The 15,913-nt window shown below is 61.0% G+C and carries 13 protein-coding genes and 2 pseudogenes; 4 read left to right on the top strand and 11 right to left on the bottom strand.

Annotated features, from left to right (window positions below):
- Window positions 1–443 precede the first annotated feature (443 nt).
- Window positions 444–815 (bottom strand): hypothetical protein, encoded by a 372-nt coding sequence (locus tag IPK17_RS16255; RefSeq protein ID WP_343418734.1) that lies wholly within the window; start codon window positions 813–815, stop codon window positions 444–446.
- A gap of 325 nt (window positions 816–1,140) precedes the next feature.
- Here IPK17_RS16255 and IPK17_RS16250 point away from each other — a divergent pair, with 325 nt between their 5' ends.
- Window positions 1,141–1,377 (top strand): hypothetical protein, encoded by a 237-nt coding sequence (locus IPK17_RS16250; RefSeq protein ID WP_343418733.1) that lies wholly within the window; start codon window positions 1,141–1,143, stop codon window positions 1,375–1,377.
- Here IPK17_RS16250 and IPK17_RS16245 read toward each other — a convergent pair.
- Together IPK17_RS16245 and IPK17_RS16240 are read right to left on the bottom strand one after the other, a co-directional pair.
- The gene (locus IPK17_RS16245) at window positions 1,349–1,741 is read right to left on the bottom strand and encodes an NAD-dependent epimerase/dehydratase family protein (RefSeq protein ID WP_343418732.1); all 393 of its coding nucleotides are present in this window, start codon (window positions 1,739–1,741) and stop codon (window positions 1,349–1,351) included. The genes IPK17_RS16250 and IPK17_RS16245 overlap by 29 nt on opposite strands.
- 114 nt (window positions 1,742–1,855) lie before the next feature.
- Window positions 1,856–2,200, bottom strand: coding sequence for a hypothetical protein (locus tag IPK17_RS16240; protein WP_343418731.1), 345 nt, complete (start codon window positions 2,198–2,200; stop codon window positions 1,856–1,858).
- A 275-nt stretch (window positions 2,201–2,475) separates the two neighbouring features.
- Between IPK17_RS16240 and IPK17_RS16235 the strand changes: the two are divergent.
- From IPK17_RS16235 to IPK17_RS16225, 3 genes and pseudogenes are all read left to right on the top strand, one after another.
- Window positions 2,476–3,422, top strand: a pseudogene (locus IPK17_RS16235) (NAD-dependent epimerase/dehydratase family protein).
- A 150-nt stretch (window positions 3,423–3,572) separates the two neighbouring features.
- Window positions 3,573–4,160, top strand: a complete 588-nt coding sequence (locus IPK17_RS16230) for a hypothetical protein (RefSeq protein WP_343418730.1) — start codon at window positions 3,573–3,575, stop codon at window positions 4,158–4,160.
- Window positions 4,048–7,326 (top strand): ATP-binding protein, encoded by a 3,279-nt coding sequence (locus IPK17_RS16225; protein ID WP_343418729.1) that lies wholly within the window; start codon window positions 4,048–4,050, stop codon window positions 7,324–7,326. The genes IPK17_RS16230 and IPK17_RS16225 overlap by 113 nt, the downstream gene beginning before the upstream one ends.
- 8 nt (window positions 7,327–7,334) lie before the next feature.
- Here IPK17_RS16225 and IPK17_RS16220 read toward each other — a convergent pair whose 3' ends face one another.
- The 8 genes and pseudogenes from IPK17_RS16220 to IPK17_RS16185 all read right to left on the bottom strand — a co-directional run bounded on the left by IPK17_RS16220 (window position 7,335) and on the right by IPK17_RS16185 (window position 15,798).
- The gene (locus tag IPK17_RS16220) at window positions 7,335–8,009 is read right to left on the bottom strand and encodes a lipid II flippase MurJ (RefSeq protein ID WP_343418728.1); all 675 of its coding nucleotides are present in this window, start codon (window positions 8,007–8,009) and stop codon (window positions 7,335–7,337) included.
- Entirely contained in the window at window positions 7,972–8,817 is an 846-nt protein-coding gene (locus IPK17_RS16215) for an oligosaccharide flippase family protein (RefSeq protein ID WP_343418727.1), read from the bottom strand. Before IPK17_RS16215 ends, IPK17_RS16220 begins: the two co-directional genes overlap by 38 nt.
- Window positions 8,814–10,361 (bottom strand): glycosyltransferase, encoded by a 1,548-nt coding sequence (locus tag IPK17_RS16210; RefSeq protein WP_343418726.1) that lies wholly within the window; start codon window positions 10,359–10,361, stop codon window positions 8,814–8,816. Before IPK17_RS16210 ends, IPK17_RS16215 begins: the two co-directional genes overlap by 4 nt.
- 17 nt (window positions 10,362–10,378) lie before the next feature.
- Window positions 10,379–11,493: pseudogene (locus IPK17_RS16205) on the bottom strand (DegT/DnrJ/EryC1/StrS family aminotransferase).
- A gap of 34 nt (window positions 11,494–11,527) precedes the next feature.
- Window positions 11,528–12,184 carry an acetyltransferase gene (locus IPK17_RS16200; RefSeq protein ID WP_343418725.1) on the bottom strand — a complete coding sequence of 219 codons (657 nt, stop codon included), beginning with the start codon at window positions 12,182–12,184 and terminating at the stop codon, window positions 11,528–11,530.
- On the bottom strand, window positions 12,181–12,852 hold the full coding sequence (locus tag IPK17_RS16195; RefSeq protein WP_343418724.1) for a sugar transferase: 672 nt from the start codon (window positions 12,850–12,852) through the stop codon (window positions 12,181–12,183). The genes IPK17_RS16200 and IPK17_RS16195 overlap by 4 nt, the downstream gene beginning before the upstream one ends.
- Window positions 12,849–14,696, bottom strand: a complete 1,848-nt coding sequence (locus IPK17_RS16190) for a polysaccharide biosynthesis protein (RefSeq protein ID WP_343418723.1) — start codon at window positions 14,694–14,696, stop codon at window positions 12,849–12,851. Before IPK17_RS16190 ends, IPK17_RS16195 begins: the two co-directional genes overlap by 4 nt.
- A 238-nt stretch (window positions 14,697–14,934) precedes the next feature.
- Window positions 14,935–15,798, bottom strand: coding sequence for a glycoside hydrolase family 16 protein (locus IPK17_RS16185; protein WP_343418722.1), 864 nt, complete (start codon window positions 15,796–15,798; stop codon window positions 14,935–14,937).
- Window positions 15,799–15,913 lie beyond the last annotated feature (115 nt).

The following is a 15,913-nucleotide window of genomic DNA, read 5'->3' as shown; positions in this document are numbered from 1 at the left end:
GGTGTACCCGGTCATGCTGCGCGCAGGCGGGTTGCTGTCGATGATCCGGTGGGTGTCAGGATTAACATACAGGACGGCATGTCCGCCGAAGCGAAATATCGTGTCCCTGGGCAGCATGTCGATGAGTTGTTCCAAGCCGCTTGTATTCGACCGCCAACGAACTGGAAGGGGACAGGACTCCGGTTGCTATGAAGTCATGGTGCGGCGTTTGGCCTATCGGCAAGTTCATTCTCCTCTTGCAATAGTATCACGGAAATTCTTCTTACTGGCATTTTTCACGAATTATATGGATTACAGCAAAAGTTGTTTTCTCGGGGATAACACCAGTGGGGCAATGCAACTGTCAACTGGCGGGTGAAGGTGACGGGCTGGCGCGTGCGGGCGAGCGACGTCGCCGAGCCCCCTGCCATCACGCTCGCTCAGTTCGATGATGCGCGCGTCTTTTAGTCGGCGCCCAGTGCCCCACTGAAAGTGCCGCCCATCACGCTGATCGACGGGCGCTGCCCGGCAGGCGTGGCCAGAAAGTCGTTGGACGACGGCGCGCCCGCGGAGTCTAAGCCGGAGTTTGAAGCGCTGGTCGGCGGAGAGGCGGATTTCCAGACCACACGCGGAGGCGGATTGCCGACGCTGTGACGTAGACCGCTTTCCTGCAGCGGTAGCGGTGAGTTGTAAGAAGACGACGATCTCGCGGTCGGCACGAGGTGCAGCGTGTGCATGGTCGCACCAGCGCACCTGCCGGTGAGCAGGTCGCCGACGAACGCGCCGAGCGCGTAAGTCTCAGTCGTGCGCAGATCAGCTCCAAGCTGGCGACGCAACTGTATTCAGACATCTCGTCGGCGTCCACGTCAACGCGAAGGCCGGGAAGCGCTCCGTTCCGGCTCGTAGTCAGGCAACGGCGTGCGGAAAAACCAGCAGTCCCGCACGCCGTCGCGCTGATAGCGGGCGATGGCGCCGTTCCGTCTCGGCGAGCGTTTGCGCGCTCCACTGCCTCGAAGGCGCGGCGTTCGCCCTCACTATCCGCGCGTAGACGTCAGCTCGCCGGTCGCCATAAGGTATTCCAGCGTGACCGCGTGGCCCTATTGCGCCTGACACGCCCACGCGATCTCGGCTTTCGCCCGTAAATGTTCGATGGTTTCGCGCTTGGCCGTTTCGCACGGTCGCGTTGGGCGATTGCGCGAAATGCCGCAGGCCGCGCGGACTCGTGCGGGGATGCCGCCGCCCTCGCAGCAGGGCAGCGTGGCTACTCCGCACCCGGCTGGACGGCGGCCCGGCGCTGCGCAGCATCGGCGAGAACGGCACCAGCACAAGCGCCTGTGTGGTGGCGCGGCGCGCGGTCAGCGGCATGACGTTAAGCGCCACCAGCGTCGGCACGCCTAGCCGAGCATCTGCCGCGCTTTGTCCACACCGAGCGGCGTATCGTGGTCGCCCGTGCCGGTTTGGGCGTGACAGCTGGCTGGCGCGCCGGGAAGACTTCCGCCATGAGGTCGGCATTGGTGCGCAGCATACACGTATCCGCCGAGGCGATGATGAACGCGTGACTCCCCGATAGATCGCTTTCGAGACCGGGGCGGCTGCTCTGCGCCACGTCGCGGGCATCAACATAGCTCCACAGATTCCATTTGCGCACACGCGCGTCAGCGTACCACGTCTGGAAGCGGTCGTAGTCGTGCGGTTCCATGATGTTGGAGAAGCGCAGGCCAATGATCGGAATGCTGCTCCAGCGGTTGAAGTGCCGCGCCATCTCTTCTCCGACAACTTTGGAGCGAGTAGGACGACTGCGGGTAGAGCGGGTGCTCTTCGTCGATTGGCGCATAGTGCGGCACAGGATCATCAAACGGGAGGCCGAGGCGTGGTCTCACTGGACGCCCACACAATGCGCTGATGCTGATGCAGCGCCGCCGCCGAAAAGACGTTGTAGGTGCTCAAGGGCTGTTTGATGGAGAAAGGTCTGCTGGTCGCTGATGAGGTCAGGCGCGGGATCGCCGCCAGATGCACAACGGCATCCGCGCCGCGCAGCTCTCGACGACCTGCCATAATCGGTCAGGTCAACGCGCGGGAACGGCACGATCCGCGTTGCGGGCGGATTGATATCCACGTTCACGACGTCGTAGCCGTGATCCAGTAAATCCGCGACGACGGCGCGCGGCTTCCCACTGCCACCCGTCACCACGATTTTGCGAATAGTCGAAGAAGCGCTCATAATTCTGCCTGTGTGAACGTTCGAAGAAGGTCGGTAGGTCGGTAAAAGCTCGTCTTTGGTCTACTATGGTATGCCGCTTTGGTCGAAATTACGATTCCCACTGCCTCCGCCACCCTTGCTCTCCAGCCTCCTTTAAATCGCCTGAGCCGGTCACCCGGACTGCTGGCCGTTCGCAGGTCGGCGCCGTGCGCTGACAAAATGCCCGCTATCCGTATTCCGCGCGGCTAAGGTATCATGGGTAGTAATGAGAGCTGACATTTATCATGGAGGAAAGCATGCGCGTCGTCGTCATTGGAGCCACCGGGCATGTAGGCACTTATTTGATTCCCCGGCTGGTCGGGCTGGCCATGAAGTGATCGCCTTGAGCCGCGGGCGGCGCACACCGTATCAACCGCACGCCGCGTGGCAGCGCGTCCAGCAAATCGGCATTGATCGCGAGGCGGAAGAAGCGGCGCACGTTCGGGGCGCGCATCCGCGATTTGCAGGCGGATGTGGTGATCGACATGATCTGCTTCACTGGCGAGCGCGCAGCATCTGGTCGAAGCGCTGCGTGGGCAGGTTCAGCAGTTCTGCACTGCGGCACGATCTGGGCCGCATGGTCACAGCACGGTCGTTCCCGCCGTCGAGGAACAGCCGCGCCAACCCTTCGGCGAGTGGCGTCAGAAAGCGGCCATCGAAGCGTATCTGCTCAACGAAGCGCGGCGCAATGGGTTTCCGGCGGCGGTGCTCGTGCCGGGCACATCATCCAGCCGGGGTGGGCGCCGCTGAGATCCGGCGGGCACTTCAACCCGGAAGTCTTCGGGGTGCTGGCGCGCGGCGAAGCGTTATGCCTGCCCAACCTCGGTTTGGAGACGGTCCATCACGTGCACGCCGATGATGTCGCGCAGTCGTTCATGCAGCCATGGCGAACTGGAGCACCGCGTGCGGTGAAAATTTCCACGTCGTCTCCCCGGCGGCGATCAGCCTGCGTGGTTATGCCGAAGCGGTGGCGTCCTGGTTCCGGTCAGCTCGCGCGGCTGACGTATCTCAGTGGGAACAGTGGCGCACGACCGTCCCCGAAGAAAAGCCCTCGCTACCTGGGATCGTATCGCGCACAGCCCGAATGCGAGCATCGAAAGCGCAGCGTTTGATCGGCTACCGTCCGCGGTATACATCGCTGCAAGCCATCTATGAATCGGTCTTTGACCTGATCGACCGCGGCGTAATCCGCGTCGCGCGTTGAGGTGGGGCTGGCTAGCAAATCAACTTTGAGCAATCCGGACTGGCATCCGTGGGCGTGCGTGGCGCGTATGCCAGTTGAACAATAACCCCGATGGAGTGAGCAGAGATGGCACACAGTCCGCGTCGGCGCTTGAAGAGGTCGTGGGCGTTCGTGTCTGTGGGAATGTCAGCGGTCTGGTTTTGGTCACAGGCAGGGCCACTGCACGGGACAGCGACGGCGCTCGCGCTGACCGCCGCTTTGATGATTGGTTTATCCGGCTATTTGCTCGCGCGCGCGACTGGCCTGCTCACGCAGCGCCTGCTGGTCGTGCAGCTCGCCACGGTGATCACCGCCGGGGTGGTGGTCGCCTTGCTGCTCGGGAGCATCTTTCGCTTCACCGGGTGGCCGATCACGGGCTACCTCGTGGCGCTGCACACGCTCCTGCTGCTGCTGGCACTCCTGCCCGCGCGCCGACCGATCCCCGGGTGCAGCTGCCGCCGCTCGGTCTCCAGTTTGACGCTGATCGTGTGTGCGGTGGCGCTGGTGGGGTTGGCGGCGACGACCGTGCGCTTCGCTTATGCTGGAGAATTGACGGATCGCGGCTATTTTGCCTCGGTCAGTCACTGGCTGTTGACGAGCAGTGGCAGTGAAGGTCAGCTCGCGCGGATCATCGGCATGGGCGCGAACCCGGCTGCGCGTCGAAGGGCTGACGGTATTCGCTGCTGCCCTGGAATACGGATCGGGCGTCACGCCGTTTGACTACCAGTGGCATCTCCAGTCACCGCTGCTGATTGCCATGCTGCCCGTGGTTATGTTCGCGCTGGTGTATCGCATCACGCGGCGGCAGCAGACGGCGGCGTTGGCTGTCGTGCTGCTCACGCTGCTAACTGCGCAGACCTTCGACTATACGGCGTATGAGCAGATGGCCGGGTTCACCGGGCGGCATCCCTTGCTCGATCTGCGCACGCTGCGTGAAGTTGGGCTGGCGATTCTGCTGCCGATGAGTTTGTTTGCCTTCATCACGGCGCTGCGCCGTCGCGCTGTGAACTGGGCGCTGCTGACAACTGCGTGCCTGTTCACTTTGATCACCATCCACTTCACGGCGGCATTGGCGTTCATGCTGGTGGCGCTGGCGGTTGCGGGCGCACAAGTGCACCGGCAGCAGCTTCGGCTGAATTGGCGCCGAGGGCTGATCGGAGTCGGGATCGGCGTGCTCGGATTGGTCGTGATTGTCGGCCTGCCCTTGCTTACCTTGCGCGCGCGAATCCCGGAACTCCTTGGGCCGGTCGCGGAGCACGCGATGTGCACGGAGTCGGTCGCTAATGAGCTCGTGCAGTTCGTCGAACTGCCCGGCATTGGCCTGACCTATACCCTCGCCCCGCAAGCCATTTTGAGTTATCACCCCGCGCCGCTGGTGGCGCTGCTGCTCAGTTTGGTGCTGCTGGGGCGCTGGCGGCGGTTTAGCGTGCGCTACCTACTGGCTCCGCTTCTGCTGGCGGGCGTAGTGTCCTTCTCTCCGGCGTTCTTTCAGGCCCTGACGCGTCTCACTGGCCTGGATTTCTTCATCGGCCATCCCTGTTACGTAAATGATCTGTTCATCGACAACGTGGTGAGCAACCTGAGCGGTGCGCTCGTTTTCACCAGCAGTGTGCCCATCGCGTTGGCGATCAGTCTGAGCGAACTGCTGCGGCGGCGACGGGCGCTGCGGCGGGCGAGCATCTGGCTGCTGCCGCTGACAGTGACGCTGGTGTTGTTCGTCAGCGCGACCGAACCGATCCCGATTCCGTTCAGCTTGCGCGATCAAGTGCAGGCGATGGACGATGCGTTGGCCCATCTGAACACGCAGTCGGCGGAACTGAACTTGGCGAACGCGTTAAGTCAAGAGTTGGCACCGGATCGAACATGGCGCATTCTCGCACCGGATGAAACCGGCGCGGCGATCATTCAGCGCGTTCCGAACACGCTGCTGTCCGCCGCTATCGCTGGCCCGTTTGCGGAGACGACCACGCGCTTTTTCGGCGGTGGCCTTGGGCCTGCGCCGCTCCTCGACGCAGGCGATATCGAACTGCTCCAGTTGGCGCAGATCGACCTTGTCGTGCTGCGGTTGTGGGATACCCGGTTGCCCCAACTTTGGCTGGACACCGAACGCTTTGAGTTTTTGCTGGCGCAAGATGGATTCAGTGTCTTCAAAGTTATCTCGCCCGTGGAACGCACGCAGCAAGACGCGTGGTTCAGCGCCCTAAACGACTTCTACGGTCAGCATTTCGCCAGTACCTGGCAGGCGGGCGGCTGGAGCGAATTCAATTTGCAGCCCGTGACCGATCCTGAGACGGAAGTATTGGCGCAGGTCGGCGCAGCGCTGCCCGAGAGTCTGCTGCGCGACTACGGCTTAGCGTGGTTAGCCGCCGTGCGCGGCGCGCTAACCCCTGAGGAGCATACGCGCTGGCAGACCCTGATCGCCGCGCAGCCCACGTTGATCGGGCAATTTGCCTGGACGCAGCCGCCTGATGAGGGCGTTCGGCTGCTGCTGGCCGCGCTGGATCACCCGGCGACCGAGGTGCAGTTGGTAGCCGCGCGCGAACTGCTGACCGAACGCTACATCTATCTGCTGGCGCCCGATGACGTGCGCCATGTGCTTGACCGGATTGAGCAAGCGAGCGTCGCGTGGAACAGCCTCACCCGCGATGATTTCAGCGCCTTGACGCTCAGACGCATTGAGCTGCTCATGGCGCGCGGTCAGTGGTCGACGGTTGTGGCGTGGATCGATCATCTGCCGGCGCTGGAAATTCACGCCGATGAATACGCCATGCAAGCGCTCGCGCTGCTGGCCCAAGGCGATATAACCGCGGCGCTGGCTCACCTTGAACGGACGCTTGACCCGGATTGGCTGCGGCCGCGGCAGCGTTTACACCTGGATCGCTGGGAAGTGAACACCGCCGCGCAGTTATACTGGCTGCTGCAAGGTAATCTGGCGGAGCGCGCGGGGCAGGTTGAGGCGGCGCGGACGGCGTATACACAGGCGCAGGCGGCAGGTGATATCTGGGCGGCGCGCGTCTGGTTGGCGCAGCTTGACGGTGATACCATCGCGCTCGCCGAACTCGATCAGGCGTGGCGTACCGCCTATGCCACGCCGCTGCCGGAATTCGTTTCGCTGCTCACGATTGTGGAGAGCGGGCAAGTCGCGGTCAACCACACGCAGATCAGCCGGGAGGAGGCCGCGGAACGGCTCAGCGTGAGCACCTTGTTTGGCGATCCGTATGCCCGTCAGTTCCCGCCGCAGATCTGGCACTATGATCTACGTACTACGGACACCGAGGAGGTGCTCATGCAGCTCGACCTGCCTGCTGTGCCAACGGTGCGTGGAGCCCTGCTGCGTCAGACGGTAGATGTGCAAGTTGATCCGAACCTGCCCGAACTCACACAGGCTCGGCTGTTCGTGCAGTCGCGCTACGATAACCGGGTAGTGTGGGGTGAATCGATCACGCCGTTGGTGCTGGCGCGCCCGGACGCCGCGCAAGTGCCTGCCGATGCGCAGGTGCTGGGGGCCGTCGCACTGGAGGCCCTGCACCTCACACACAGCCGCGTCCAAACTGAGGAGCGCCAGTTCAACCTCACCCTCTACTGGGAGACAAGTCAGCCATTGGGAGTGGATTATCAGGTGTCGGCACGCGTGCTGGATGCCGCTGGTACGACGGTATGGCAGCAGGACTCGGCCCCGGTGCATGGTCAGTATCCGATGTCGCAGTGGCGGGTGGGCGTTCCGATTGCCGATCCGCATTCACTGGAATTGCCCGCGGAACTCCCACACGGTCGTTATACTATTGCCATTGTCGTTTACCCGCTGGATACGCTGGCGCCGCTCACCTTCCAACTGCTGAACGGCGAAGAAACTGATATGCTGGAGGTCGGCACTGTGGTGCGGTGAGCCGCAGCCTAGACAGGCAGATTGGTCGAATCTGTCGGGGAGCGGCGCGCAAGGATGCGGCGAGACCCGGCGCTAATCTGTGTCCACAGGCTTCGCAGCGTAGTGAGCGGCACAATGTTCAGGGCAACCAACAGCACGCTGACGCCCGCGACCCACCCGAGCACCTGAAAAGCCAGTCGTAGACCGATGAGCATCACCACGGAGGGCACGAGCGTGGCGATCAGCAGGCGGATGAGCAAGCCGACCTGCGGAAACGCGCCCAACCATTGGCGCGTGACGATAATTTTGGCGGCGAGAAGCAACACTTCGACAAAGACGTAAACGATGGCGATTCCGACCGCACCGAGGCGATCTCCGAGCAAACTTCCGCCAACCACGACGACGGCGATGCCAATACCATCCAGCAGCGCTTCGACCGACGGCCGATTGAACGCGAACAACAGAATTCGGTAGAGGTAGTTCAGCGTGGCGGCGAACAGCCCGACCGCGAGTAGGCGCAGGATATTGATCGCTTGTTCATAACGCCCGCCGACCCACAGGGTGAGCAGCGGATCGGCAAACAGGAAGACGCCCACCGCCATCAGGACGCCGATTAACAACATCAGGCGCACCATCGTCGCGTACAGGCGGCGAAACTGTTCGGTATCACCAGCACTCGTGCGTGCCAGCGGGGAACAGCGCATTAGTCATCGCCATCGGTATCACCAGCAGCACGCTGACAATACCAATCGCAATCGCGTACAGCCCCAGCTGTTCGGGACTCGTCACCGACTGTGCGACGACGGTCGTGATCTGCATGTACGTGACCGACACGACGACCGCGACGCCAATCGCCATCCCATCCCAAATCAACTGCCGGAAAAGATTGGTGTCCCAACCGCTCGCTTCTTGATCAGTGCGCAGTCGTGAGCGAACCCACAACCAGGCGAGAAACGAGCGGAACAGATTGGCCAAAAACGCCGCCAGCAGGAGTGACTCAGCGCTGTTCCACACCAGCGCGGCCAGATTGATGAAGACGATGTACAGGAAGCGGTCGAGGATGAGGATGAGCGCCCCAATATCCACGCGCCCCTGACCAAAAAACACCCATGTGATCGGTTCCGCGCCAAACTGCGTCACCGCCACCAGCCCCGCAAGCATGAGCAGGCGCGTTTCTTCGTGCCACGGCGGGAAGACTTCCGCGACAGTGTAGAGCAGCGCGAGCGTCAGCGTTGACAACAGGACGCGCAAAGCTATCGAATGCCGGTAGACTTTGCGACTACGCTGAGGGGCGATGGCGATATCTTTGATGGCGACATAGCGGATGCCGAGTTCAGCCAGCAGCCCAAACAGCACGGTCGAGGAGGACGCGAAACCGAAGCGCCCCAACTCGTTGATGGCGAAGAGGCTGCCAATGCGCACGAACGCGATGAGCCCCACGCCCGCCGCGAACGCCTGCGCTATGATCAGCAGTACGATGTTTCGAAGGTCTTGTTTGCCGGTCAAACTCATGTGGGTGGTTGCCGTCCCCGAATTCGCGCGAAAAAGATGTCCCATTGACGTAAAGCAGCGGTTCCTCGGAGAAGATGGCGAATATAACCATAGATGTAGAGCGGACGCAACCACAGCCAGCGCGCACTGCGCTTGATTCCGTCGACGATGGTGTCGACAATCAGGCGCGGCAGACCCAGGATGAAGCGCCGCGGGCCGGCTATACTCAGAGACCTCCAGCGTGCGCGGAGGTTCTCCCGATATCCGGAGGTGATATCCCAGAACAGGCGCGCGGCGAGGTAGCTGAAGACGAAGAGGGCGATAAAACCGCGGCTGAAGCCCGCGAAGGCTGAATACCCGCGCCGCCTGTCGAGGTAGGTGCGGTAGACCTCATCCAGCCGGTCGACGGTGCACGCCAGCGTGAATTTCTCCAGCATCCACTGCCGTCCTGCCACGCCATAGGCGCGGGCTTGCGCGCGATCCGCTAACAGGGTGATGATCCCGTCGGCAAGCGAGTCGGGAGCAGCGGGTTCGACCAGGACGCCCGTCTTACCGTCCACGACTGCGTCGACCATGCCCCCGGTGCGCGTGGCGACTGTCGGACTCTCCATCAACAAGGACTCGATGGTTCCGCCGAGATTTTCGCTCAGTGAGGCTTGCACGGAAACATCAAGCGTCTTCAAGATGTTGTTCACGTCCGTTCGAAAGCCCGTCAGCTTGATCTGTTCCTCGAGTCCGAGGTCGCGAATCTGCTGACGAACGCGTTCAATTTGCTGCTGCCCGGGTTCGCCCCAACCGGAACCGACGAGCACAAACCGCGCGTCGGGGAAGGCTTCGAGGATGCGCGGTGCCGCTGCCACCAGATCTTCCTGCCGCTTGTTGGCGCGGTTGTGCAGCTTCGGCGGCGTCCAGCGACTGGCGAACAGCACCGGATAGAAGTAGGCGACCATGCCCACCAGCGGCGTGTCGTCCGACCAGCCGTACTCCTGCCGGATCAGCGACGGCGTCACGCTCGCCGAATCAAATTTACTCTCATCTGGACCATAGTACACGAGATGCAGGCGCCTGGTGGGCACACCCGCCTGCTCATACAGCGTTTGCGTGTACTGGCAGGAGGGGAGGAGGGCCGTCTGCATCCACCATGTCGAAACATCGATCCATTGAGGGGTATGCGCTTCCAGATGATACGGCCCGGCAATCATCGTCAGCCGAATGGGCACGTCGGCCAGCCACGCGGCCAAGCGGGACAGCACCATCGAATCGAACAGATGCGATTGCACGATGTCGTAGCGTTCGCGCCGGAACAACTCGGCGAGCTTCAAGACACGGGTGAGGGCGCTGATGCCCATCCCTGCGACTGGAAATGAAAAATCAAACTGATGATAGGGGATGTGCTCCGCTTCGAGTTTACGAAGCAGCGCGCCATCCCCCGTCGCGACAATGGCGGAAACCTCATATTGGTGGCGCTGCCGAAGTTCACGGAGTTGTTCGAGCATCCACGTTGCGCCCTCTGTGGTCGCAGCGACATGGCAAACTTTGATCGGCGTGGTTCTTCCTTTAGCCATGAGTCTCCAGAGCCGGGCTAAACCGCGGCATTCTGCGCCAGCTTGATGCTCTCACGTAACTGCTCACAAACAATCTCGACCTGATCCTCGGTCATCACGCTGGAGAACGGCAGGGCGAGGAAACTTTCACCGGCGGCTTCTGTATGCGGCAGATCGCCCAATTTCCAGCCATACTTTTCCCGGTAAAAAGGCTGCAGGTGAATGGGCGTGAAGTAAGGGCGCGACGGAATGTCGTGTTTGTGCAAGTGCTGCATCAGTTGGTTGCGGCTCACCCCGGCCTGACAGCGCACAACATACACAAACCAGCTCATCCGCGTTGTGTTCGGGTCAATATAGGGCGGTTCCAAACCATCAATAGCCGCGATCCGCTCGTTGTACCACTGGGCGACCTGCGCGCGTTTGGCGAGGAGTTCGTCGAGGCGTTGGGTTTGTACCAGCCTGAGCGCCGCACTCATTTCGTTCAGATGATAGTTGTAGCCCAGACGCGTATGGTTCAGCCACGCATCAAAGACATCGCGCCCCTGATTGCGCAAACTGCGGAAAATCTGGGCGAATTCCTCGTTGTTCGTGATGATCATCCCACCTTCACCCGTCGTCATCTGCTTGTTGGGGTAAAGGCGAACACAGCCGCATCGCCAAACGTCCCCGCACGCTGACCCTTGTACTCCGCGCCAATCGCTTCGCAGGCGTCTTCGATGATGTACAGCTTGTGCCGTCGGGCGATCTCCATGATGGGATCCATATCGGCGGGCTGCCCAAAGGCGTGGACGGGCATAATGGCGCGGGTGCGCGGCGTGATAGCTGCTTCAATGAGCTGCGGATCCAGATTACCTGTCTGAGGGTTGATGTCGACGAAGACCGGGCGTGCGCGCTCATACACAACGGCATTAGCCGACGCGATGAAGCTGAACGACGGTGTGATAACTTCGTCGCCCTCGCCGATCTCGGCCGCGATTACGGCCAAATGCAGCCCACTCGTCCCCGAATTCACGCCAATGGCATGACGGACGCCGCAGTACGCGGCTATCGCTTCTTCAAACTGGACGATTTTCGGGCCAATGCTGAGATAGTTGCTGTGCAGCACTTCATTGACGGCCGCAATTTCTGCGGCCGTCAAGTCCGGCGAAGACATGGGAATTTTCATTGTAAATCCTACTTCACTAGCGTTAACGAGATATAGTTGCAGGCGCGGGTGGCCATGCTTGATTGGTACTGATGGTCCGCCCTGGAACGCCGACGACGGTCACATGGTCGGGAATATCTTTCGTGATCACCGAGCCCGCGCCGATCACCACACCGCTGCCGATGGTCACGTAGGGGGTGATTACCGAGCCAACGCCGATCAAGGTTCCGGCGCCTACCTTGACGCCGCCCGCCAGATGTGTGCCGGGCGCGACATGGACATAATCACCGATTGAGCAGTCATGGTCAACTGTCGCGCCGGTGTTGATGATGACATGATCGCCGATGGTCGTATCCGGATTGACGGCGCCCTGGGCTGCGATCAACACGCCTGCGCCCACTGTCACCGATTCGGCGATGACGGCGCGTGGATGGACGGCCGACGCCCACAGGACGCCGCTGGCTGTCAAGCGCTGTGCCAGCATATACCGCGTCTGGTTGGCGCCAATGCCGATGATGAAGGCGGCATCTGGATACGCGCTAGCAGTCTGAAGTGCGCCCAGAACCGGATAACCGAGTAGGTTGATGCCGATTTTCGCCGGGTCGTCGTCCAGATACCCGAGGACGGGGCTGCCAACCAGCCGAAAAATGTCGGCGGCGACTTTGGCGTGGCCGCCTGCGCCAATGATGATCACGCTCATCGCTGGTCTCCGTTTGAGGTGGTTTGCGAGCCGGTGAATTCCGTTGTCAGCGGTTCGGCGCGCCGCGTGACCAACGACATGAGCGCCATCAGAGCTGTGCGCCCAAGGATGTCCAGGTCGATTAACGGCGACCTATGGTCAACATACCACACATCAAGTTCAAACTTTTCGTCCCAACTTAACGCGTTCGCGCCATGAATCTGCGCCCACCCGGTGATGCCGGGTTGTACTTCATGCCGCCGCGCTTGGCGCGCAGTATAACGTTCCAGATACTGCGGGAGCAGCGGTCGCGGCCCGACAAGACTCATCTCGCCCCGCAGAACATTGATGAGCTGCGGCACTTCGTCGAAATGACTGCGGCGTAGACGGTTGCCGAGCCGCGTGATGCGTTCCGCATCGCTCAACTGGCGACCATTGGGAGTGGTGGGAGGAAGCATGGTGCGGAATTTGTACACGGTGAAGATCGCGCCGCCGCGCCCAATACGCGGTTGCAGAAATAGGATTGGTCGTCCCATATTCCAGCCAATGGCGAGCGCGCAGATGAGCATCACCGGCGAAAAGAGGATCAACAACCCACTGGCCAGCGCCACATCGAACAGCCGTTTGACCCGGTCACCAGACACGGAGATGCGCGCTGTGGGTTGGCCTGTCAGGTGTCCTGATTTCACGGCTGCGGATCCTCTTGTGTGGGAGTTTGCAAGCGTACGAGCTGCTCCAACTGCTTGCGAATGGTCTCGGGATCGTGCGTATCGATTAGGCAGTTCACCTGTGTCCAGAATTCGTCGGAAAACTCGCTTTTCCAGTGCTTCACATGCAGGATTTGCGGGTGAATGGTAGGTTCGGCTTCTTCGTGTTCCATATACAGAGCTTCATGCAGCTTTTCGCCGGGACGAATGCCGATGAACTCAATCGGGATGTCGGTATATGGTCGCAGACCACGGAGGCGGATCATACGTTCAGCCAGCTTGACGATGCGTACGCTCTCGCCCATATTAAGAACGAACAGCTCACCGCCATGCGTCAGACACGCCGCATGCAGCACGAGGTTGACGGCTTCGGGGATGGTCATGAAGAAGCGCGTCATGTTGGGATCGGTGATCGTCACCGGGCCGCCCGCATCGATTTGCCGCGTAAACATGGGGACGACGCTGCCGCGGCTGCCGAGCACATTGCCGAAGCGGACCGCGCCGAAGCGCGTCTGCGATTCACTTTGCAGGTGATAGACGATGAGCTCGCACAGCCGTTTGCTTGCCCCCATCACGCTGGATGGATCAATCGCTTTGTCGGTGGAGATCAGCACGAAGCGTTCCGCGTGATATTCGCTGGCGAGTTCGGCCACATTCTTCGTCCCCAGCACGTTCGCCTGAATCGCTTTCTGCGGATAGCGTTCGAGCATGGGCACATGTTTGTAGGCTGCGCAGTGGAAGACGATTTGCGGCTTGAACTGCTCAAAAACGGCACGCATTTCGGCATGCAGCGTGACATCGCCGAGCACGGGCGTGATAGGCAGCTCAGGGTAGCGTGAGCGCAGGTCGATATGCATATCATGCAGATCGCTCTCGTTGCTGTCGAGCAGCACGAGGTGCGTCGGCTTGTAGGCCGCGATTTGCCGGGAGAGCTCCGAACCAATCGAACCAGCCGCCCCAGTCACCAGCACGAGCTTGCAGGTGATCGGCGTCATATCGACAATGTCGGAGCGCGTCACGATGGTGCGCCCGACGAGATCGTCAATGTTCACATCGCGCAGACGATAGTCGGTCGCGCTCGGGTTGAGCAGTGTGTCGACATCCGGCACGACCTTCAAACGCGCCGATGTATTCTCACAGTAGGTGAGGATATCCCGAAAATCGTCGCCCGCCGCGTTTTTCAGCGCGAGGATAATCAGGTCGATGCCGTGGGCCTGCGCGATGGTGGGAATCGCCTGGCGGTCGCCGAGCACCGGAGCACCTTCAACATACATGCCGTGCTTCGCCTGATCATCGTCGATGAAGCCGACGATCGTATAAGTTTGCAGTGCGGCGGTGTGCCGCAGTTGGTAGGCCATGTTCTGCGCCAGCTTGCCTGTCCCCACAATCATGACTTTGGTATGCGGGGGTTGAGCAGCACCGTTACTCGGGTCAGCGCGCCGAGCGCTGGGGAACATGCGCGACCGGTAGCGCAGTGCGACCAGACCGCTCAATGACAGCAGACTCCCAACGAGCACGACGCTCAACGGGATTGGGCGTGGAAATTGGAGCAAGCTGAGGACCAGCGTGATAATCGTCGCGGCGCTGACGGCTCGGACGATTGGCAGCACACCGTGTCCGCTCGTTTGATCCCACAGCCGTTTATAAACTCCAAAAATCCAGAGATTTGCAACGAGGATGAGCGCCGCGAGCAAGATGAATGTGATGTGGAATTCGGAGGAGGGCAGACCAATCAAGCGGATTGAAAACGTCAGTAGATAAGCACCAGACGCCACCGCAAAGTCTAACGGCGCATTGATCAGGAAGGAACGCGTCCTGTAATTCAATTATCTACTCCACATAGATTGCTCAATTTCTCTTGTGGCAGCGTTGCCGAGCACATTAATTGTGCAGTATATCACAGCAGCAACGGGTAACGGAATGGCCGCCTAATACTGTTTTTTCTATGTTGGTTGTAACCATATAGAGTGCGTCAGGCAGCTTGGTGGGATTGAGGCCGCGCGTCGGCGAACGCGCGGCTGCGGCATGGCTGAGACTCGGAGCTGCGCCGTTACTACCTGACGCTCACTGTCCGTCGGCCACCTGATACACGCGCACGTAGTCGATCCACATGCGCTGCGGGAATTCGGTGGTTGCATCGGGATAACCCGGCCAGTTGCCCCCGACCGCCAAGTTCAGAATCAGATAGAACGCATGGTTGAACGGCGCGGGATACTCCCCAATTGGCGTCGACCACTCGGTGAGTTCCTGATACAGCACGCCGTCGACGTACCAACGCAGGCGCTCCGCTTCCCAAATCAGGGTGAAGGTGTGGAAATCATCGGCGAAAGTGCCCTCGGTCAGTGTGAAATGCGTGCCGGACTGCTGATGACCGGACTCCCCGGCATAGTGAATCGTCCCGTAGACCGTTTCCGGTTCGTGCCCGAGCAGTTCCATGATGTCGATCTCACCGCTGTTCGGCCAACTGCCATATGTGCCCTGCGCGGGCAGCATCCAGAAGGCGGGCCAGATGCCCTGACCATAGGGCAGGCGCGCGCGGATATCGATGCGCCCGTACAGCCAATCCGCCAGCACGAGCGTTTGCAGCTTGGCGGAGGTGTAGTCGTTGCCCCGGTACCGTTCTTCCCGGGCTTCGATGACGAGGCTGCCGTCTTCGATATAGGCGTTTTCCGGGCGGTCGGTGTAATGCTGGCGTTCGTTATTGCCAAAGCCATTCCCCCCCGTCGCGAAACCCCAGTGGCGGCGGTTGATCGCCGGATCGGTGAACTCGTCGTTCCACACGAGCGTCCAACCCTCGGGGACATCGTTCACATCGACGGGCATGACAATATTGGTGGTTGGGGTGGCGGTTGCTTCTGGTTCATCCTGCGCCACGGCGACTGAGGCCAACAGCAGCAGCCCCAGTCCAATCCATAAGGTTCGTTTCATGCTGATAGTTCTCCCAAAATCGCGCCCACTGCGGACGCTTGTCCGCTGCGCACCTCAATCCAGTGCGGCGATCATACCCGCATCGCTGGAAAACAAAACGCCCGCCACGGTGACG

The organism is Candidatus Flexifilum breve (assembly GCF_016713355.1).
The sequence above is the reverse complement of the archived record's forward strand: the minus strand, read 5'-3'. Positions and strand labels throughout refer to the sequence as shown.

Coding starts and splice junctions, on each gene's coding strand:
- IPK17_RS16185 (WP_343418722.1), bottom strand. CDS start 15,798: ATGAAACGAACCTTATGGATTGGACTGGGGCTGCTGCTGTTGGCCTCA.
- IPK17_RS16240 (WP_343418731.1), bottom strand. CDS start 2,200: ATGAGCGCTTCTTCGACTATTCGCAAAATCGTGGTGACGGGTGGCAGT.
- IPK17_RS16210 (WP_343418726.1), bottom strand. CDS start 10,361: ATGGCTAAAGGAAGAACCACGCCGATCAAAGTTTGCCATGTCGCTGCG.
- IPK17_RS16215 (WP_343418727.1), bottom strand. CDS start 8,817: ATGAGTTTGACCGGCAAACAAGACCTTCGAAACATCGTACTGCTGATC.
- IPK17_RS16245 (WP_343418732.1), bottom strand. CDS start 1,741: ATGGCGCGGCACTTCAACCGCTGGAGCAGCATTCCGATCATTGGCCTG.
- IPK17_RS16220 (WP_343418728.1), bottom strand. CDS start 8,009: ATGCGCTGTTCCCCGCTGGCACGCACGAGTGCTGGTGATACCGAACAG.
- IPK17_RS16200 (WP_343418725.1), bottom strand. CDS start 12,184: ATGAGCGTGATCATCATTGGCGCAGGCGGCCACGCCAAAGTCGCCGCC.